The organism is Cellulomonas humilata (assembly GCF_013359775.1).
GTDB lineage: Bacteria > Actinomycetota > Actinomycetes > Actinomycetales > Cellulomonadaceae > Cellulomonas > Cellulomonas humilata.
The window spans coordinates 280,406-299,802 of record NZ_JABMCI010000066.1 but is presented as its reverse complement, the minus strand read 5'-3'; the positions used below and the strand labels follow the sequence as shown (position 1 = coordinate 299,802).

Sequence of the window (19,397 nt, the reverse complement as noted above, 5' to 3'; positions counted from 1 at the left end):
GGGCTCGTCGACTGACCCTGAGATCCTGCGGGCGTCAGTCGCCGTCGAAGAGCGTGGGCGCCGACGGCCGGGGGGTGGCACGTCGGGCAGGGGCCGCGTTGGAGCCCTCCCATCCCGCACGGCGGCGGGTGGGGGCGTTGGTCCGGGCGCCGCGTCGGTTGACCCGCGGTGTGACCTCTCCCGGGGCCTGCGGGCCGCGGGTGGCCGCGCTGAGCAGGCCCGCGATCTCCGCCTCGTCCAGCAGCCGCTCCGGGTAGACGGTCACGCCCGCGCCGACGTAGCAGAACGCGGCGCGCACCCGCTCCAGGGGCGTTCCGGTCCACCGCGACCAGGCCAGCCGGTAGACGGCCAGCTGGAGCTCGCGGGACGCCCGTGCGGCCTCGTCCTTCGGCGGTGACCCGGTCTTCCAGTCGACGACGACGACGCCGGGCTCCTCCGTCGTCCCGGCGGGGTCGGGGAAGACCGCGTCGATCCGGGAGCGCAGCACGTACCCGTCGACCGAGATCTCGATGTCCACCTCGACCGCGGCCGGCGAGCGGTCGGCCCACTCGGTGGCGAGGAACGCGTCGCGGAGCGCGCGCTCGTCCAGGTCGAGCACCGCGGAGTCGTCGTCGGCACCGGGCAGCGCGTCGACGTCCACCAGCGACGCGCTGCCGTACCAGCCCTCGACCCAGGCGTGGAACCGCGTGCCCCTGCGGGCCTGCGGCGACGGCTCGGCCGGCACCGGGCGACGCAGGTGCTGCGCGAACTCCGCCGGGTCGCCGTCGAGACGCACGAGCGCAGAGGCAGACAGGTGCGCGGGCAGCTCGACCTCGCCCGACGGGGTCCGGACCCGCTCGCGCTCGGCCAGCAGGCGGTCGGCGAGCACGTCCCACGGATGGGCGTCGGGCGCGTCCGTCTGCGCGTTCTCGGGGAGCGCGACCTGCGGGTCGGCGTGCTCGGCCATGGCCGCGCGGACGCGTCCCGCCGCCTCCTCGACGTGCCGTCGACGGGTCGTGCCCGCGTCGGTGCCGAACGGGTCCGAGGGCCAGGTGGCCGTGAGCACCAGCGAGTCGCGGGGGTTCGTCCCGCCGTCCTCGGGCGCCAGCTCCCACCCGCCCGGCTCGACCAGGCCGGCCTCGGCCAGCTCGTCCAGGAACAGGGAGACCTTGCGGACGCGGGAGCCGTCGCCCCACCAGGCGGCGGTGAGCAGCAGGTCGGACCGGGCACGGGTGAGCGCGACGTACGCGAGCCGCCGCTCCTCGGCGACCTCGTGGTCGCCGGCCGCGAGCAGGAACGTCTTGCGCCGGTCCTCCAGCTCCTTGGGGTCCTCGGCGCCGGAGTACGCGAACTCGGGCAGGTCGTGGCGGTCGCCGCGCAGCGGGTAGGGCAGCGAGCCGAGCCCGGTGAGCCAGGCCGAGTCCTTCGGTCCGTCCTTGCCCTGCGTCGCGGTGGCGGGCAGCCCGCCGTCCACCAGGCCGGCGACGGCGACGACGTCCCACTCCAGGCCCTTGGCCGCGTGCACCGTGATGAGCTGCACCGCGTCCGGGTCGGGCTCGGAGACCGGCATGTCCAGGCCGTTCTCGCGGGTGTCCGCCGCCTCGAGCCACGCGAGGAAGCCGCCCAGGTTGGGGTGGTCGGCGGACCGGGCGAACTCGACGGCCACGTCCCGGAACGCGTCCAGCTGCGCGCGCGCACGGCCCGGCGACGTGCGCGCGCGTGCGGCGACCTCGATGTCGAGCCCGAGCAGGCGCTCCGCTTCCCCGACCAGCTCCGGCACGGACAGGTAGGTGTGCGCCCGGAGCGCTCGCAGCGTCACGGCGAGGTCGGCGAGCCGCGCCCGGCCGACCGCGCTGAGCGTCCGGCCACCGCGGCTGGTCCACCCCTGCACGGGGAGCTCGGTGATCGCGTCGAGAGCGTCCACGATGCTGCGCTCGTCGACCGCGTCCGCCTCGACCACCACGTCGTCCGAGGCTGCAGGCGCGCGCCCCCGGGACCGCGCGTCACCGCCGTGCCGCGCCGCCAGCTCGCCGGACCACGCCGCGAGCGCGTGCAGGTCCGCTGCTCCGAGCCGGGTGCGCGCGCCGGTGAGCAGTCGCATGAGCGCGTCGCCGCGGGACGGGTCGTGCGCGGCCTGGAGGAGCGCGACCAGGTCGACCACCTCGGGAGCCGACAGCAGGCCGCCGAGCCCGACGACCTCGACCGGCAGGCCGGCGTCGCGCAGGGCGCGACGCAGCGTCTCGAACTGGGACCGCTTGCGGCACAGGACCGCGGCGGTGACCCGGTCGTGTCCCGGTCCGGCGGGCCGCCAGCGGTCGCGGACGAACTGCGCGACCGCCCGCGCCTCGTCCTCGACCGTCTCGGCGACGTGGGCGTGGACGTGGCCCTCGCCCGCACCGGGCCGCGCGGCCAGCACCGGCACGGCCACCCGGGTGGCCGACGCCCGCAGCGGCGCCGCCACGTGGTTGGCCGCCGCGAGGATGAGCCGGTCGTTGCGCCACGAGGTGGACAGCAGGTGGACGTCCGCCGGCGACCGGGACCCGTCCGGGTGCACCTGCGGGAACGACGTCGGGAAGCCCTCCAGCCCGCCCGCGCTCGCACCGCGCCAGCCGTAGATCGACTGGTGCGGGTCCCCGACGGCCGTGACCGGGTGCCCGGAACCGAACAGCGCGCCGAGCAGGGTCAGCTGGGCGTAGGACGTGTCCTGGTACTCGTCGAGCAGGACGACCCGGAACCGTTGCCGCTCACCGGCGCCCACCTCGGGCACGTCGAGGGCCAGCCGGGCGGCCAGGGCCACCTGGTCGCCGAAGTCGATCGCGTCGCTCGCCCTCTTCCGCGTCCGGTACTCGGCGACGAGGTCGAGCACCCGCACGCGCTCCCCCAGCGACCGCAGCAGCCGCTTGATCTCGGCGTACGGCTCGCGCGGCGGGGTGCCCGCGGGCGTCGCGACGAGGGCCTCGATGATGCCCTCGATCCCGCTGCGCGCGCCGGCCGCGTCGAGCAGGTGCTCGTCCAGCGCGCCGGACAAGGTGAGCACCGCCTCGATCACGGTCGACGTGGCGGCGTCGGTGTCCAGGTCGTCGCTCCACGCCTCGACCACCTCGGACGCGAGCTGCCACTGCGCCGCCTCGCCGAGCAGCCGGGCCGACGGGTCGAGCCCGAGGCGCAGCGCGTGGTCCGACACCAGGGACGCCGCGTAGGAGTTGTAGGTGGAGATCGTCGGCCGCGCGAGTCCGGCCAGGCCCGCGCCGCGCTCGGGGTCGACCTCGCCGCCGAGCACCACGCCCTCGGCCGCCGCCGCCCGGGCGAGGGTGCGCAGCCGCTTGCGCACCCGCTCGGACAGCTCGCCGGCCGCCTTGCGCGTGAAGGTCAGGCCCAGGATCTGATCCGGCGCCACGATGCCGTTGGCCAGCAGCCAGACCACCCGTGCGGCCATGGTCTCCGTCTTGCCGGACCCGGCACCGGCCACCACCAGCGACGGCGCGAGGGGTGCCTCGATGACGACCCGCTGCTCGGGCGTCGGCGGCGGCTGGCCGACGAGGGCGGCGATCTGTGCGGCGGTCAGCGTCATGCGACCACCTGTCCGCCCTCGCCGCGGACCGGGCAGGAACGCCGCACGGGGCAGCGGTCGCACAGGTCGTTGGTGGTGGCCTGGAACGTCGAGGCGGCCATCTTGTCCGCCACCTGGTCGACCATCGTCCGTGCCCAGCTGGGTCCGTCCACCTCCGGACCGAGCGCGTCCTGCGACCGGGTCGTGGCGGTGGCGCCCGTGCCGAGGAAGACCAGCTGCGCCCCCCCGCTCGTGGCGCCCTCGGGCAGCCCGTCGAACGCGCCCGCGTCGACCGCCAGCTGGTAGGCGCCCAGCTGCGGGTTCTCCGTGGCCTTGCTGACGCTCGGCGGGCTGGCGCCGGTCTTCAGGTCCACCACCCGCACCACCGGCCCGGCGGCGTCGTCCTGCACGAGCTCGATGCGGTCGGCCGACCCCCGCAGGGACGCGCGCTCGGTGTCGACGGCGAACGACCCCTCCACCAGCAGCGGCTCCCCGGCGGTCCGCAGGTAGACGGCGAGCCGGTGCACCATCGCGTCCGCCTTGCGCCGGGTGGCGAGCGCGGGCCAGCCGGCGCCGAGTCCGAGCTCGCCCCAGCGGCGGTCGAGCGCCGCCGACAGCTCCTGCTCCGTGCCGCGCGGGTGCTCCTGCGCGATGGCGTGCAGCAGCGTGCCCAGGCTCTGCCCGCCGCTGGCCGACGACGTCCCGCCTGCGGCCTCGAGCGCCCACCGCAGGGCGCAGCGCTGCGCGGTCTCGACCTTGGACGGCGAGACCGGCACACGCTCGTCCGCCTCCCACAGCGGCGCCTCGCTGGACGGCTCGGCCAGGCCGTACCACTGGTCCGGGTCGGCGCCGGTGACGTCGGCCGTCGCCAGTCGCGCCAGCGTGCGGGCAGCGACCGGGTCCGGCTCGACCCCGTCGAGCGCCGCCTGCTCCAGGTGCGCCCGCAGCTGGGCAACCAGCCCCCGCAGGTCGAGCGGGCTCGGGACGCTGGTGCGGCGGGCGTCGCCCTCGTCGTCGGACGGGTCGACCAGCTCGACGAAGGGTGACGGCTGGTGGTCGGCGTCGTCCACGGCCGTCACCAGCAGCGAGCGACGGGCACGCGAGCAGGCGACGACGAAGGAGCGCAGCTCGTCCGCCAGCACCGCGTCCCGCGCGGCCCCGGCCGCCTCGGCGTCGTCGGAGGTGCCGGGCACCGCGCGGCCGGCGACCAGGTCCACGAGGGCCTGGGCGCCGAGCAGGGAGTCGCGCAGCCGCAGGTCCGGCCACGAGCCCTCCTGCACGCCGGCCACCACGACCACGTCCCACTCCCGCCCCGCCGCGCCCGCCGGGGTCAGCACCTGCACCGAGGCGCGCCGGGCGCGGGCCGCGAGCGAGTCCGAGGGCAGGTCCTGCGCCTGGAGCCAGTCGACGAAGGCGGCGGGCGACGACCGCGGCATCCGGTCGACGAACGTCTCCGCCGCGCGGAACAGGGCCAGGACCGCATCGAGGTCACGGTCCGCGCGCTCGCCCGCGGCTCCCCCGGCGAGCGCGGAACGGCGCCACGGCTCAGCCTGCTCGGCCGCGCGCCACAACGCCCACAGCACGGTCTGCGCGTCGGCAGCCGGGAGCTCTGCGGCCCGACGCCCCTCGGTCAGCACTCGCGCCAGCCGGGCGATCGGGCGCACCGCGGTGGGCAGCGAGGCCGCTCCGTCGACCGACGAGAGCGCCTCGACGAGCAGCGCGTCGCTGGTGCGGCCGCCGCCCTGGGCCAGCTCGTGGGTGCGCAGCGCGCGACGGACGCGGCGCAGGCCGACCGTGTCCAGGCCACCGAGCGGCGAGCACGCCAGCCGCGCCGCCGTGGTGGCGTCGAGCACCGCCGCGCCGACGCACACGCGCATCGCGTCGAGCAGCGGCCGCGCGGCCGGCTCCTCGCGCAGCGGCACGTCGCTGCCGAGCACGCTCACCGGCACCGCCGCTCCGGCCAGGGCACGGCGCAGCGCGGTGACCTGTGCGCCGGACCGCGCGACGACCGCCATCTCGCCCCACGGGACGCCCCGCTCCACGTGCGCGCTGCGCAGCGCGTGCGCGACGAACGCCGCCTCCTGCGCGGTGCTGGGCAGCACCGCGACCCGGACCTCGCCGCCGCCGGGCCGGGCGGGGACCGCGCGCCGGTGCTGCACGCCCCCGACCGCCCCCACGCGCTCCGCGATCCGACCGACCACGTCGCGCAGCTGGGGGTCGTGCCGCCAGGCGGTGCGCAGCACCACCGTGCGGGCACCGAGCTCCCCGGGACCGGGACCGTCGAGGCCCGCGCGGCCGACCAGCGACGGCGTCGCGCCCCGGAAGGTCTGCACGGCCGCGTCCGGGTCCGCCAGCAGCAGCACGCGCGCCCCGTCGTCCGCGAGCACCCGCAACAGGCGGGCCGTCGCCGACGTGCTCTCCTGGTGGTCGTCCACCACCACCAGCCGCCATCGCGGGCGGACCGCCCCGGGCACCTCGTCCTCCCAGGTCAGGAGCGCCTGCGCCGCCTCGTCGACCACGACCGCCGGGTCCAGCCGGGCACCGAGGTCCGGCGTGCCGGTGCGCAGCTGGACCACGTCGAGGTACTCCTCGTACAGCCGCGCGGCGCTGGCCCAGGCGGGCCGACCGTGGGCGTCCGCGAGCGCGGCCAGGTCCACCGGCGTCAGGCTGCGCTCGGCCGCGCGCATCAGCAGGTCGCGCAGCTCGTCGCGGAACGGGCGCAGGCCCAGAACGTCCGGCCGGACCTCGGGCGGCCACGCGAGCGGCACGCCCTCCCCGGCGGCGTGCCCGGCCAGCAGGTCGCCGATCAGCAGGTCCTGCTCGGCGCCGGAGACCAGGGTCGGCGGCGGCTCGCCCAGCAGCGAGGCCCGGGCGCGCAGCACCGAGAACGCCGCCGCGGCTGCGGTCTGCACCAGCGGCCGCCCGGACGTCCGTCGCAGCCGCGCCGAGAGCCGGTCCCGCAGGTCCGCCGCGGCGCGCCGGCCCGACGACAGGATGAGCACGTCCTCCGGCGACATGCCCGCCTCGACCGCGGCGACGACCGCCTCGAGGGCGACCGTCGTCTTGCCGGTGCCGGGCGCGCCGAGCACGAGCAGCGCGCGGTCGGTGGCGAACACCGCCGCCGACTGGTCGGGATCCAGCTCCACGACGGTCCCCGGACCACGCTCGGGGACGTCCGCGAACGCCGGGCGCACGAGGCGCAGGGCGTGCGGAGAGCTGGTCACGGAGCCGATCCCATCACGAGCCACCGACACCGCCGCGCACGACCCGCGCGCGGCGCTCAGGTGCTCAGGGGAACGGCCACGCGTTCGGGATGCACGGCGCTGCCTTGTACGACTGCTGCTGCATCAGGGGCGCCAGCTGGCCTGCGCCGCCGCACCGCTCGTGCCCGTGCCCGAGCAGGTGGCCCACCTCGTGGTTGACCAGGTACTGCCGGTACCTCACCTTGTCGTCCGCCAGCTCGGTGGTCGCCAGGACCCACCGGCGCAGGTTCAGCACGGCATGCCCGCTGCGCCCGCACGACACCTCGCCGCCCGTGCGCAGCGGCGCGCAGAGATCGTCGACCGTCGAGGGCGATGCCAGGACCACCCTGAGCTCCGCGACCCCGTCCGTGCGGGCGAACGACAACGAGCCGTCCGCGCCCCACCCGCGGGGGTCGTTCAGCGTGGCCATGACCGTCGCCGCGAACGCGGCACCGTCGACGGCCAGCCCACCCTCGACCTCCACGCGCACGGTGCGGACCGCACCCGTGCCCGGCCCCGGATCCGACCCGGGGACCACGGTCAAGATGCCCGACGCGGACTCGGGGATCTCGCTCGACAGGAGCCCGGCGGCCACGTCGGCGGCGGTCAGCCCGGGCGGGAGGGCGACGATGCTGGGCGGCTGCTCCGTCGGGAGCGTCCCGCGCGGCACCTCCACGGGGTCGGGCACGATCGACGAGCGTCCGGCGAACGCCCGGCTCTGCGAGCCCACGCGCTCGACCGGCTCGGCGGGGGCGGCGGACGAGGTGCCCAGCACGTCGTCGACCATCGCGGCCGCACCCGGTGCGCTCACCGCCCAGAACCCGCCGCCCGCACCGAGCGTCAGCCCGAGCACGACCGCGACGACGCCCGGGACCAGGCTCGGCACGGTGCCCGACCGGTGCCGGTGCCCCGCCGACGGACGACGACGAGAGACCGACGAGCGTCGAGACGCACGCGTCGGTCCCTGGTCCGTCCGGAGCGGTTCCGGGGCTGTCACCCGGCCATCGTCGCATCCCGGACACATCCCGTGGCTACCATCGCGGGATGACGGACGGGACAGACGACTCGACCCCGAGGCCCCGGAGCCCCCGGATGGCCCGTGACGAGCGGCGCGCCCAGGTGCTGCGCGTCGCCCAGGAGCTCTTCTCGTCCGAGGGCTTCCACCACGTCTCCATGGACGACATCGCGGAACGCGCCGAGGTCAGCAAGCCGGTCCTGTACCGCCACTTCCCCTCCAAGCTCGACCTGTACCTCGCGGTCGTCGACCAGAACGGCGCCGACCTGCTCGTCGCCGTGGAGAAGGCCGTGGCCGGCATCGAGCAGGGGCCCGTGCGGCGCGGGGACGGACGCGACGTCATCGCCGCGATCGTGCAGGCGTACATCATGTTCGTCGAGGGCGCAGGAGAGTCGTCGGCGCTGCTCTTCGAGTCCGACGTCACGCACGACGCCGATGTGCGGGCCCGGGTCGAGCACGCGTCCTCCGAGGCGGCCGGTCGCATCACCGCCGTCCTGTCGCAGGTCACAGCGCTGCCGCTGGACGACGCGGGCATGCTGGCCGTCTCCCTGATCGCGATGGCGCAGGGCGCGGCGACGCACCGCCTCCGCCAGCCGAGCGACGTCGGGCCCGAACGCACGGTCGAGCTGGTCACGCAGCTGGCCTGGGGCGGGGTGTCCGCGCTGATCCGGCCCGACTTCGTCTACGAGGACGCCTAGGATCGGACGACGTGCCACGGCCCACCCGGGCTGATGCAGGCACGGGTACGACCCCGAGAACCACAGCGTGGAGTAAGGACGTGAAGGAGATGACGGTGGAGATCACCATCGGCGTGCAGAACCTGCCTCGGGAGATCAGCCTCGAGTCCGACCAGACGCCGGACGAGGTCGCTGCCGCCGTGGCCGCCGCACTGAGCGGCCGGCCGGCCCTCGAGCTGGTGGACGTCCGCGGACGCCGGGTCATCGTGCCGACGGCGAGCCTCGGCTACGTCGAGATCGGCTCGGAGTCGAAGGGTCGCGTCGGCTTCGGCAACATCTGACCGACGTACGCGAGAGCCCCGCCCGGATCCGTCCGGGCGGGGCTCTCGCGGTGAGTCAGGCGGTCAGGCCCAGGCGTGCCATCCGGCGGGTGTGCTGGGCGGTCAGCTCACCGAAGAGCTTGGTCGGGGCGTTCGGCGGGGCGTCGGGCTGGCTCGTGGAGCCGAGCGCGACCAGCCGCACGAGCGCGGGCCGCTGGACCAGCAGACGCTGCACCACCCCGAGCGCCTCGCCGACCAGTCGTCGGCCCCAGAGCGCGAGACGCGCGGTGAGCACGCCGTCCGCGGAGCCCGCGGCATCCAGCTCGGCGACGGCCAGCTCCGCGTGCGAGGCGTCGTCCAGCACCTCGAGCACCACCGCGCGGGAGCCGGCGTCGAGGCCCTCGGCGGCCAGGCGGCAGAAGTCGTCGGCCACGCCGTACCCGACGTAGGCCTTGAGCAGCCGCTCCCACCAGGAGCCGGGCGGGGTGCGGGCGTCGAAGTCGTCCAGCACGGCGTCGTACGCCCGGACGGCCGCCACGGGGTCGGCGCCGATCTCGGTGATGCGGGCCAGCACACGGTCCCGGCGAGCGACCGCGGCGGCGGCGAACCGGCTGAGCTCGAGGCGCTGCTCGATCGTCGGCGCGAGGGCCGAGTCGGCCGCGAGGCGGGCGAACGCGACGTGCTCCAACTGGGCGACCAGGCCGAGCAGCTCCACGGCGTCCGCGTGCTCCAGGGACCCGACGGGAGGGATCGTGGCCTCGGCACCGGTGCCTGCGTGCGTCGTCGTCATCCGAGGATCGTAGCCCCGGCGGGGCGGCGACCGGCCTGCGGGAGGCGTCAGATAGACTGTGCAGGTAATTCGGTTGCCCGGTCGTCTCGGTTTCCCCATCTGTTCGACGATCACACCCATTCTCGCGCAGCCCCGGACCTCGTCCGGAAGACGCTCGCGAGTCGACTTGCACGATCGGCTGCCGGCCAACCCGCGTGGTGAACTCCGCTGTCGCCCGGGACGCTCCGACACCCGTCGGCCCCGGCAGCGCGCGGCACACCACCCTTCGCAGTGAAGAGTCCTCGTGACCACCACCGACGAGACGCCGGAGCAGGTCTCTGCTCTGGCCGAGCCCATGACCCGCCCCCTGAAGAACACCTGGTCCTCCGTGCAGGCGGTGGAGGCCTCGTTCGCGGACTTCGACGTCCGCCCGGAGATCGTCCAGGCGCTGGCCGACGCCGGCATCACGCACCCGTTCCCCATCCAGGCGATGACCCTGCCGGTCGCCCTGTCCGGCCACGACATCATCGGCCAGGCCAAGACCGGCACCGGCAAGACCCTCGGCTTCGGCGTCCCGCTGCTGCACCGCGTGGTCGCGCCCGGCGAGGAGGGCTACGACCAGATGCCGCACGCCGGCAAGCCGCAGGCCCTCGTCGTCGTCCCCACCCGTGAGCTCGCCGTCCAGGTGGCCGGCGACCTGGCCACCGCCAGCTCGCGCCGCAAGGTCCGCGTGCTCCAGGTGTACGGCGGCCGCGCGTACGAGCCGCAGGTCTCCGCCCTGGCCACCGGCGTCGACGTGGTCGTCGGCACGCCCGGGCGCATGATCGACCTGCTCAAGCAGAAGCACCTCGACCTCTCGCACGTCCAGGTGGTCGTGCTCGACGAGGCCGACGAGATGCTCGACCTCGGCTTCTTGCCCGACGTCGAGACCCTGCTGTCCTCGACGCCCGCGAGCCGTCACACGATGCTGTTCTCGGCCACCATGCCCGGCGCCGTGGTCGCGATGGCGCGCCGCTACATGACGCAGCCGACGCACATCCGCGCGGCCGACCCCGAGGACGACAGCAAGACCGTCAAGAACATCAAGCAGGTGGCCTATCGCGCGCACGCGCTGGACAAGGTCGAGATGCTGGCCCGCATCCTGCAGGCCCGGGGTCGCGGCCTGACCATCGTGTTCGCCCGCACCAAGCGGACCGCCGCCAAGGTGGCCGACGACCTGGTCGAGCGGGGCTTCGCCGCCGGGGCGCTGCACGGCGACCTGGGCCAGGGCGCCCGCGAGCAGGCGCTGCGCGCGTTCCGGCACGGCAAGGTCGACGTCCTGGTCGCCACCGACGTGGCCGCCCGCGGCATCGACGTCGAGGCCGTCACGCACGTCATCAACTACCAGTGCCCCGAGGACGAGAAGACCTACCTGCACCGCACCGGCCGCACCGGCCGCGCGGGCGCCAAGGGCACGGCGGTCACGTTCGTCGACTGGGACGACATCCCGCGCTGGGGCCTGATCGACAAGGCGCTCGAGCTCGGCATCCCCGCGCCGATCGAGTCGTACTCCAGCTCGCCGCACGTGTACGAGGACCTCGACATCCCCGAGGGCACCAAGGGGCGCCTGCCCAAGTCGCAGCAGACCCGCGAGGGGCTGGACGCGGAGAAGCTCGAGGACCTGGGCGAGACCGGCAAGCGCGGCGGCGGGCGCCCGGCGGGTGGCTCGCACTCGGACCAGATCCGTGGCAACGGCCGCGGCGACGCGCGTCGCGGCAGCGACCAGCGCTCCGGAGGGTCGGCACCGCGCCGGACCGAGGAGCCGCCCGCGCGCACGCACGCGCCGGCGGCCGAGCGTCCGGCCGACGAGACCGGCGAGGCCCGCGAGGGTGCTCGTCGTCGTCGCGGCGGCCGCGGTCGCGGTCGCGGCGAGGGTGGGACCGAGAACGTGACGGGCAACGCGACGTCGCCGTCCGAGGCGCCGTCGAACGGCCCGTCCACCGAGCAGGGCACCGAGGGCGGGTCGACCGGTCGCAGCCGCAGCCGGAGCCGTCGTCGCACCCGCAGCGGCCAGGCGGCCGAGGGCGGCGGCGCCCCGCAGGCGTCGGCCACCGAGGCCTGAGCCTTCCTCACCGGACGGGTGCGTGCTCCGCGGAGCACGCACCCGTCCGTCGTCCCGGCGGCTGAACGGGTGCATCTCCACGTCCGACCACCCGCACGCCCGCGCGTGCTGCGAGGGTGTCCGCGTGAACGCGAAGGACGTGCGCCTGGAGATGATGCGGTCGACGGTGGTGCCCGGGCTGCGGACGCTCGGGTGGCGAGGCTCCGCGCCGCACTTCCACCTGCCCGTCGCGTCGGGCGACCTCGCGCTCCTGTCGTTCCAGGCGACGATGCACACGTCGCCGACCGCCACCATGTTCACGTTCGAGATCGCCCACATCACGCCCGAGCGGCTGGCCGAGCGGCGGGCGCAGGACCCCTCCGTGCCGGCCCGGCCGCCGGCCTGGTTCGGCCAGTGGGCGGGCGGCTGGTCGAGCCGGATCGGCGCCCTGCTGGACCCCGGTCTCGACCGGTGGTGGGTCCTGCGGCACCCCGAGGACGCCCCCGCCGTGGCCGCCGAGGTGCTGCTGCTCGTCCGGGACGTCGCGATGCCCCACCTGCTCGCGCGGTCGGCGGGCTCGCCCCCGCCCCCGCCGTACCCCCTCGACCCGATCCCGCTGGGAGACCTGGCGGACTGGTGAGGCCGGTCAGGCCGCCTGGATGAAGGCGGTCACCGCGTCGGCCACCAGCTGCACCGCGATGGCGGCCAGCAGCAGGCCGGCGATCCGCGTGACCAGGATGGTGCCGGAGTCGCCCAGGATCCGGTGGATGACGTTGGCGAACCGCATCGCCAGGTAGAGCGCCACGTGCACGGCGACGACGCCGGCCGCGATGGCCACCCAGTCGGCGACGGTCTTGTCGGACTGCTGGACGAACACCATGGTGGCGACGATGGCGCCGGGGCCGGCCAGCAACGGGGTGCCCAGCGGCACCAGGGCGACGTTGACCTTCCCGTTCCCCGACGGCTGCGGCTCCTCCATCTTCCCGGTCAGCAGCTCCATGGCGATGAGCAGCAGCAGCAGCCCGCCGGAGGCCTGAAGAGCGGGCAGCGTGATGTGCATGTAGTCGAGCAGCGACTGCCCGAACAGGGCGAACGCCACGATCACCCCGAGCGCCACCAGCACGGCCTGCCGCGCGGCGCGGTTGCGCTGCTGGCGGGTCATCGCGCCGGTGAGCCCGAGGAAGATCGGCACCACACCGGGCGGGTCCATGATCACGAACAGCGTGATGAACACCGACGCGAAGAGATAGGCGTCGAACACGTCACTCATGGTCGGATCACGCCCGTCGTCCCCTGCTCCTCGATCGCCGCGAGCACCTCGGGCGCGGTGAGATTCTCCCCCAGGCGGTTGGCCTTCCCGTCACCGTGGTAGTCGCTCGACCCCGTGACCAGCAGGCCGAGCCGGTCGGCGATTCCCCGCAGCCGCGTCCGCTGCGCGGGCGAGTGGTCGCGGTGGTCCACCTCGATGCCGCCCAGGCCGGCGGCGGCGAGACGGTCGAACACACGCTCCGGCACGATCCGTCCGCGGGCGTCCGCCCCGGGGTGCGCGAACACGGGCACGCCGCCGGCAGCGCGGATGGCGCGCACGGCCGTGGGACCGTCGGGGGCGTAGTGCGGCACGTGGTACGCCCCGTCCGAGGCCAGCAGGTGCACGAACGCGTCGTCCCGGTCCCCGACGACGCCACGGGCCACGAGGGCGTCCGCGATGTGCGGGCGACCCACCACGACGGCGTCGCGCGACTGCTCCAGCACGTCGTCCCAGGTGATCGGCACGTCGGCCGCGAGCAGCTCGACGATCTGCCGCGCGCGGTTCAGCCGCGCGTCGCGCGTCCGGTCCAGCTCGGCGACGAGCGCCGGATGCGTCGGGTCCTGGAGGTAGGACAGCAGGTGGATGGAGATGCCGCTGGACCGGGCGGACACCTCGGTCCCGCGCACCAGCGCGACGCCGTGCACGCGTGCCGCCAGCTCCGCCTCGGCCCAGCCCGCCGTCGTGTCGTGGTCCGTCAGGGCGACCACGTCCAGGCCCGCAGCCGCCGCGTCCGCCACCACCTGGGCAGGTGCACCGGTGCCGTCCGACGCCGTCGAGTGGGTGTGGAGGTCGATGCGCACGGGGTCACGGTAGTCGGGCCGGGTGCGAGGATGGCGCCATGAGTGAGGACCTGACGCCCGAGACCACTCCCACCCAGCCGCTCGCCGACCGGGGCAGCAACCGGTCCCAGCGCCCGAGCTCCGCGGAGTTCGTGCGGTTCATCACCTCGGGCTGGGGTCCCCGTCCCGCGTCGACGGTCGCGCGCGGCGCCGCGGCCGACCACACCGCCGCACGCCGGTCGGCGCTCTCGGCCGAGTTCCCCGGCGAGCGGCTCGTCCTGCCCGCCGGGACGTACAAGCCGCGCTCCAACGACACCGACTACCGGTTCCGGCCGCACTCCGCGTTCGCGCACCTCACCGGCCTGGGGTCGGAGCAGGAGCCCGACGCGGTGCTGGTCCTGCACCCGGTCGAGGACGGCACCGGCGACGACGGCGGCGGCCACCGGGCCGTCCTGTACATGCGCCCGCTCGCCGGCCGGGACACCGAGGAGTTCTTCTCCGACTCGCGCTCCGGCGAGTTCTGGGTGGGCGCCCGCCCGACGCTGGAGGACGTGGAGACGCTCACCGGGATCCGCACCGCGCACCTCGACGACCTGCGCGACGCCCTGGCCAAGGACGTCGGCGCGGACGGCGTGCAGGTGCGGGTGGTGCCCGACGCCGACGAGGCGATCGAGGAGCTGGTGGAGGAGATCCGCAGCACCGAGGCCGCCGGGCAGCGCGACGAGCGGCTGGCCGAGGCCCTGTCCGAGCTGCGGCTGGTCAAGGACGCGCACGAGATCGAGCAGATGCGGCTGGCGGTCGACACGACGATCGAGGGCTTCGAGAAGATCGTCCGCGCACTGCCCGATGCGGTCGCGCACCGCCGCGGCGAGCGCGTCATCGAGGGCACGTTCGTCGGCCACGCCCGCCAGGAGGGCAACGCGGTCGGCTACGAGACCATCGCCGCGGCGGGCGACCACGCGACGACGCTGCACTGGATCGACAACGACGGCCGGGTGACGCCCGGCGAGCTGGTGCTGATCGACGCCGGCGTGGAGGTCGACTCGCTCTACACGGCGGACGTCACGCGCACCCTGCCCGTGGACGGCACGTTCACGGAGGTCCAGCGCCGGATCTACCAGGCGGTGCTCGACGCCGCGGACGCCGGCTTCGTGGCCGCGGTGCCCGGCGCCAGGTTCCGGGACGTGCACGAGGCGGCGATGACGGTGATCGCCGCACGGCTCGAGGAGTGGGGCCTGCTGCCGGTGACGGCCGAGGAGGCCCTGCTGCCCGAGAACCAGCACCACCGCCGCTGGATGGTGCACGGCACGAGCCACCACCTCGGCCTCGACGTGCACGACTGCGCCGTCGCCCGCGCGGAGCTGTACCTCGACGGCGTCCTCGAGCCCGGCATGGTGTTCACCATCGAGCCCGGCCTGTACTTCAAGTCCGACGACCTGCTGGTACCGCAGGAGTACCGGGGCATCGGCGTGCGGATCGAGGACGACGTGCTCATCACCGCCGACGGCAACGAGAACCTGTCCGCGGCACTGCCCCGCGAGCCCGACGCGATCGAGGCGTGGATGGCAGGACTGCTCGGCCGCTGAGTGTCGATCGGGCGCGCGCGCCCGCGTCACCACCTGTGAGAGGGACATCCCCCGACACAGGAGGCAGACATGGACGGCGCCCACCTCGCACTGCTGTTCTCGAAGGCGGCGACGCTCCGGGAGGCCCGCAGCGGCTTCCCCGACGCCCCGCAGGTCGACCCCGAGCCGACCTTCCGCGAGCGCCGGGCCGCTCGGCTCAGGGCGCGGGCGGAGGCCCGCTCGGCGCGTGCGGCGCAGCGGGCTGGTCGGACGGCGGTCCGGTCGGCGGAGCGGGTGGTCCGGGCGGCGCGACCGGCGGCACGGTCGGAGAGCCCCACGGGTCGGCGGGGGCCGCAGCCGGCGGGTACGCAGCCGACGGATCCGACGGGCTGGTGGTGGTGAGCGGCGCGGCCGGCCGCGCGGGCCAGCCGGACTGGACGCCGCCGATCTCCCGCAGCAGCTCCCGGGCCTTGTGCGCCTGCTCCGCCCGGCACAGCACGGCGTAGGACGACGCGACGATCTGGCTGGTCGACGTGAAGTCCCGCTTCCCGCGCGAGAACGAGTACGTGAGGATCGCGAAGAGCAGGCCGAAGGCGCCACCGATGAAGATCGCGGGCACCAGCGGGCTCTGCGTCCCTGGCGTGGTGAACAGGCTGAGCAGCAGGCCGACGAAGAGTCCGAACCAGGCGCCGGACAGGAAGCCGCCGAGCGCCACCCGCGGGTAGGACAGGCGCCCGGTGACGCGCTCGACCATCTTCAGGTCGGCGCCGACGATGGTCACCAGCTGCACGGCGAAGGCCTTGTCCGCGAGGTGGTCGACGGCCTTCTGCGCCTCGAGATAGGTGGCGTAGGACGCGACGGTCTCACCCTGCGGCGGCGTGGGGGTGCGCGGGGCACGAGCGTTACCGGAGAACGACATGCGGCGATCCTCCCCCAGCGCCGTGCGGATCGCCAGGCCCGGTCCACCGGCGGGGCGACCGCCGCGGGGCAGGTGCCGGTCTAGGCTGACCGACGTGAGCAGCGTCGGGACCAGGGTGTTCGTCGCGCGCCTTGCCGGGACCAACGTGTTCGACCCCCTCGGTGACCAGGTGGGACGGGTGCGCGACGTCGTCGTGCTGGTGCGCCCCAAAGGCATGCCTCGCGCCGTCGGGCTGGTGGTCGAGGTGGCCGCCCGCCGCCGCGTGTTCCTGCCGCTGACGCGCGTGACGTCGATCGACTCCGGTCAGGTCATCTCGACCGGCCTGGTGAACATGCGCCGGTTCGAGCAGCGCGCGTTCGAGACCCTCGCCGTGAGCGAGCTGCTGGACCGCACGGTCGAGTTCGTCGACGGATCCGGTCCGGCCACCATCGAGGACGTGGCCATCGAGCTCCAGCGCAACGGCGACTGGGTGATCTCCAAGATCTTCGTCCGACGCCAGCCCGCGGGTGGCCGGGGCCTCCTGCGCCGCCGCGGCGAGACGCTGCTCGTGTCCGTCGACGAGGTGACCGGTCTGGGTCAGGCGAGCGCCGCCCAGGGCGCCGAGCTGCTGCTCGCGCAGTGGGAGGACCTCAAGCCCGCCGACCTCGCGGACGTCCTGCACGACCTCGGCCTCACCCGCCGCCTCGAGGTGGCCAGCGCGCTGGACAACGAGCGGCTCGCCGACGTGCTCGAGGAGCTGCCCGAGGACGACCAGGTGGGCATCCTGCAGGGCCTGGCCCGCACGCGCGCCGCCGACGTGCTCGAGGCCATGCAGCCCGACGACGCCGCCGACCTGCTGGGTGAGCTGCCCGACGAGCAGGCCGCCGAGCTGCTCGAGCTCATGGAGCCCGACGAGGCCAAGGACGTCCGCCGCCTGCTCGCCTACGAGGACAACACCGCGGGCGGTCTGATGACCACCGAGCCCGTGATCCTCGGCCCGGAGACCCCCATCGCCGCCGCGCTGGCCCACGTGCGCCGGCAGGACCTCACCCCCGCGCTGGCGTCGATGGTGTTCGTCGCGCGCCCGCCGCTGGAGACGCCGACCGGCCGGTTCATCGGCGTCGTGCACCTGCAGCGGCTGCTGCGCGAGCCCCCGCACGAGGCCATCGGCTCGATCGTGGACACCGACATCGAGTCCATCCCCGTGGATGCGCCGCTGCTCGCGGTCACCCGCAACCTGGCCACCTACAACCTGCTCGCCCTGCCGGTCGTCGACTCCGAGAAGCGCCTGCTGGGCGTGGTCTCGGTCGACGACGTCCTCGACCACCTGCTGCCCGAGGACTGGCGCGAGACCGACGACGAGGGCAACTTCTCGGGCACGGGCGTGCTCGGCAGCCCACGACCGGGGGTGACCCGTGGCTGAGCGCCTCGACACCCCGCTGGAGACGCGGCGCCGGTTCATCCGGAAGCCGCAGCTGGACGAGGACGCGTCCGGCAAGATCTCGGAGAGCATCGCCCGGTTCCTGGGCACGCCGCGGTTCATCATCTACCTGACGCTGTTCTGCCTGGTCTGGATCGCCTGGAACGTGTGGGCGCCCGCCGACCTGCGGTTCGACAAGGCGGTCAACGGGTTCACCGCGCTGACCCTCATGCTCTCGCTCCAGGCGTCGTACGCGGCCCCGCTGATCCTGCTCGCGCAGAACCGGCAGACCGACCGCGACCGCGTCCAGGCCGAGCAGGACCGGCAGCGGTCCGAGCGCAACCTCGCGGACACCGAGTTCCTGGCGCGCGAGATGGCGGCGCTGCGCATCGCCCTGTCCGAGGTGGCCACGCGCGACTTCGTCCGCTCCGAGCTGCGCAACATGCTCGAGGACCTCACCGCGGAGCGCGAGGCCGAGGCCGAGAAGCACCCGGAGCCGACCGAGCGGGGACGGAAGGCCCCCCGGGGCTAGTCCGCGCGACGCCTACGATGGGCCGCATGCCGGACCCCACCGACCCGCTGCTCGATGCCATCCGCGACGCGCTCTCCCGCGTGCTCGACCCGGAGATCAAGCGCCCCATCACCGAGCTCGGCATGGTGCGCTCCGTCGAGGTCGACGGCACGCGCGCGACCGTCGGGATCGACCTGACGACCCCGGGCTGCCCGCTGAAGGACACGCTCACGCGCGACGTCAGCGCCGCGGCGGCCGCCGTCGACGGGGTCGACGAGGTGGCGGTGGTGTTCGGCGTGATGTCCGCCGAGCAGCGGGCCGCGCTCCGGACGCTGCTGCGCGGCACGGACACCGAGCCGGTCATCCCGTTCGCGCAGCCGGGCTCGCTGACCAAGGTGTACGCGATCGCGTCGGGCAAGGGCGGCGTCGGCAAGTCGTCGGTCACGGCCAACCTCGCGGTCGCGATGGCGGCCGACGGGCTGAAGGTGGGCATCGTCGACGCCGACATCTACGGCTTCTCGATCCCCCGCATGCTCGGCGTCACGCGGCAGCCGACGCGCGTCGACGACATGCTCCTGCCACCCGAGGCCTTCGGCGTGCTCGTGGTCTCGATCGGCATGTTCGTGCCGCCCGGTCAGCCGGTCGTCTGGCGCGGCCCGATGCTGCACCGCGCGCTCCAGCAGTTCCTCGCCGACGTGTTCTGGGGCGACCTCGACGTGCTCCTGCTCGACCTGCCCCCCGGTACGGGCGACATCGCGATCTCGGTCGCGCAGCTGCTGCCGAGCTCCGAGCTGGTCGTGGTCACCACCCCGCAGGTCGCCGCCGCCGAGGTCGCCGAGCGCGCCGGGTCCGTCGCCGTGCAGACCCGCCAGCACGTGGTCGGCGTGGTGGAGAACATGTCGTGGCTGGAGCAGCCCGACGGCTCACGACTGGAGATCTTCGGCTCCGGCGGCGGCCAGAGGGTCGCGGACAACCTGACCCGGATCACGGGCGGCGACGTCCCGCTGCTCGGTCAGGTGCCGCTCGACGTGCGGCTGCGCGAGGCCGGCGACGACGGGACCCCGGTGGTGCTGAGCGCCCCGGACTCCCCCGCCGCACAGGCCCTGCGCGAGGTAGCCCGCTCCCTGGCCGCCCGCCGCCGGGGCCTCGCGGGCCGCTCGCTGGGCCTCACGCCGGCAGGCCGCTGACAACAGCACGTCACGGCTCCGGCGTCCGTACGGAGGAGCATTCCGGCGCCACAGGGGGGGCAGCGGCAGATGTTGAACTTTGTTTGTTTTGGTGCG

Annotated in this window: 15 protein-coding genes; 8 read left to right on the top strand and 7 right to left on the bottom strand. The window is 74.8% G+C overall.

The window, feature by feature from the left end:
* Window positions 1-34: 34 nt before the first annotated feature.
* From HP550_RS13530 to HP550_RS13520, 3 genes are all read right to left on the bottom strand, one after another.
* Window positions 35-3,550, bottom strand: coding sequence for an ATP-dependent helicase (locus tag HP550_RS13530; protein WP_175348175.1), 3,516 nt, complete (start codon window positions 3,548-3,550; stop codon window positions 35-37).
* Window positions 3,547-6,753: a PD-(D/E)XK nuclease family protein gene (locus tag HP550_RS13525; protein ID WP_175348174.1), complete on the bottom strand. Its 3,207-nt coding sequence runs from the start codon at window positions 6,751-6,753 to the stop codon at window positions 3,547-3,549. Before HP550_RS13525 ends, HP550_RS13530 begins: the two co-directional genes overlap by 4 nt.
* 64 nt (window positions 6,754-6,817) lie before the next feature.
* Entirely contained in the window at window positions 6,818-7,657 is an 840-nt protein-coding gene (locus HP550_RS13520; RefSeq protein ID WP_343048165.1) for a DUF3152 domain-containing protein, read from the bottom strand.
* A gap of 158 nt (window positions 7,658-7,815) precedes the next feature.
* Between HP550_RS13520 and HP550_RS13515 the strand changes: the two genes are divergently transcribed.
* Together HP550_RS13515 and HP550_RS13510 are read left to right on the top strand one after the other, a co-directional pair.
* Entirely contained in the window at window positions 7,816-8,484 is a 669-nt protein-coding gene (locus HP550_RS13515) for a TetR/AcrR family transcriptional regulator (protein ID WP_175348173.1), read from the top strand.
* Between the two features lie 89 nt (window positions 8,485-8,573).
* Window positions 8,574-8,804 (top strand): DUF3107 domain-containing protein, encoded by a 231-nt coding sequence (locus tag HP550_RS13510; protein WP_210768092.1) that lies wholly within the window; start codon window positions 8,574-8,576, stop codon window positions 8,802-8,804.
* A gap of 55 nt (window positions 8,805-8,859) precedes the next feature.
* On the opposite strand, the gene HP550_RS13505 is transcribed toward HP550_RS13510, so the two are convergent.
* Window positions 8,860-9,573 (bottom strand): ferritin-like fold-containing protein, encoded by a 714-nt coding sequence (locus HP550_RS13505; RefSeq protein ID WP_175348172.1) that lies wholly within the window; start codon window positions 9,571-9,573, stop codon window positions 8,860-8,862.
* A gap of 334 nt (window positions 9,574-9,907) precedes the next feature.
* Between HP550_RS13505 and HP550_RS13500 the strand changes: the two genes are divergently transcribed.
* Together HP550_RS13500 and HP550_RS13495 are read left to right on the top strand one after the other, a co-directional pair.
* Window positions 9,908-11,653 (top strand): DEAD/DEAH box helicase, encoded by a 1,746-nt coding sequence (locus HP550_RS13500; RefSeq protein ID WP_175348227.1) that lies wholly within the window; start codon window positions 9,908-9,910, stop codon window positions 11,651-11,653.
* Between the two features lie 124 nt (window positions 11,654-11,777).
* On the top strand, window positions 11,778-12,272 hold the full coding sequence (locus HP550_RS13495) for a DUF4304 domain-containing protein (protein WP_175348171.1): 495 nt from the start codon (window positions 11,778-11,780) through the stop codon (window positions 12,270-12,272).
* Between the two features lie 6 nt (window positions 12,273-12,278).
* On the opposite strand, the gene HP550_RS13490 is transcribed toward HP550_RS13495, so the two are convergent.
* Together HP550_RS13490 and HP550_RS13485 are read right to left on the bottom strand one after the other, a co-directional pair.
* Complete coding sequence (locus tag HP550_RS13490; protein WP_175348170.1) at window positions 12,279-12,902, bottom strand: MarC family protein; 624 nt, start codon at window positions 12,900-12,902, stop codon at window positions 12,279-12,281.
* On the bottom strand, window positions 12,899-13,741 hold the full coding sequence (locus HP550_RS13485; protein ID WP_175348169.1) for a PHP domain-containing protein: 843 nt from the start codon (window positions 13,739-13,741) through the stop codon (window positions 12,899-12,901). Before HP550_RS13485 ends, HP550_RS13490 begins: the two co-directional genes overlap by 4 nt.
* A gap of 38 nt (window positions 13,742-13,779) precedes the next feature.
* On the opposite strand from HP550_RS13485, the gene HP550_RS13480 reads away from it, so the two are divergent.
* Window positions 13,780-15,306, top strand: a complete 1,527-nt coding sequence (locus HP550_RS13480) for an aminopeptidase P family protein (RefSeq protein WP_175348168.1) — start codon at window positions 13,780-13,782, stop codon at window positions 15,304-15,306.
* Between the two features lie 196 nt (window positions 15,307-15,502).
* On the opposite strand, the gene HP550_RS13475 is transcribed toward HP550_RS13480, so the two are convergent.
* A complete protein-coding gene (locus tag HP550_RS13475) occupies window positions 15,503-16,204 on the bottom strand; it encodes a general stress protein (protein ID WP_175348167.1) in 702 nt (233 codons plus the stop codon).
* Between the two features lie 94 nt (window positions 16,205-16,298).
* Here HP550_RS13475 and HP550_RS13470 point away from each other — a divergent pair, with 94 nt between their 5' ends.
* Genes HP550_RS13470 through HP550_RS13460 form a run of 3 tightly spaced genes read left to right on the top strand, consistent with a single transcriptional unit; the run spans window position 16,299 to window position 19,301 of the window.
* Window positions 16,299-17,606, top strand: coding sequence for a magnesium transporter MgtE N-terminal domain-containing protein (locus HP550_RS13470; protein WP_175348166.1), 1,308 nt, complete (start codon window positions 16,299-16,301; stop codon window positions 17,604-17,606).
* Window positions 17,599-18,135: a DUF1003 domain-containing protein gene (locus HP550_RS13465; protein WP_175348165.1), complete on the top strand. Its 537-nt coding sequence runs from the start codon at window positions 17,599-17,601 to the stop codon at window positions 18,133-18,135. The genes HP550_RS13470 and HP550_RS13465 overlap by 8 nt, the downstream gene beginning before the upstream one ends.
* Before the next feature lie 26 nt (window positions 18,136-18,161).
* Complete coding sequence (locus HP550_RS13460) at window positions 18,162-19,301, top strand: Mrp/NBP35 family ATP-binding protein (RefSeq protein ID WP_175348164.1); 1,140 nt, start codon at window positions 18,162-18,164, stop codon at window positions 19,299-19,301.
* Window positions 19,302-19,397 lie beyond the last annotated feature (96 nt).

What these genes read in the sequence shown, in the direction of transcription:
- HP550_RS13505 (WP_175348172.1), bottom strand. Translation starts at nt 9,573, where the DNA reads ATGACGACGACGCACGCAGGCACCGGTGCCGAGGCCACGATCCCTCCC.
- HP550_RS13480 (WP_175348168.1), top strand. Translation starts at nt 13,780, where the DNA reads ATGAGTGAGGACCTGACGCCCGAGACCACTCCCACCCAGCCGCTCGCC.
- HP550_RS13475 (WP_175348167.1), bottom strand. Translation starts at nt 16,204, where the DNA reads ATGTCGTTCTCCGGTAACGCTCGTGCCCCGCGCACCCCCACGCCGCCG.
- HP550_RS13460 (WP_175348164.1), top strand. Translation starts at nt 18,162, where the DNA reads ATGCCGGACCCCACCGACCCGCTGCTCGATGCCATCCGCGACGCGCTC.
- HP550_RS13515 (WP_175348173.1), top strand. Translation starts at nt 7,816, where the DNA reads ATGACGGACGGGACAGACGACTCGACCCCGAGGCCCCGGAGCCCCCGG.
- HP550_RS13510 (WP_210768092.1), top strand. Translation starts at nt 8,574, where the DNA reads ATGACGGTGGAGATCACCATCGGCGTGCAGAACCTGCCTCGGGAGATC.
- HP550_RS13530 (WP_175348175.1), bottom strand. Translation starts at nt 3,550, where the DNA reads ATGACGCTGACCGCCGCACAGATCGCCGCCCTCGTCGGCCAGCCGCCG.
- HP550_RS13490 (WP_175348170.1), bottom strand. Translation starts at nt 12,902, where the DNA reads ATGAGTGACGTGTTCGACGCCTATCTCTTCGCGTCGGTGTTCATCACG.
- HP550_RS13500 (WP_175348227.1), top strand. Translation starts at nt 9,908, where the DNA reads ATGACCCGCCCCCTGAAGAACACCTGGTCCTCCGTGCAGGCGGTGGAG.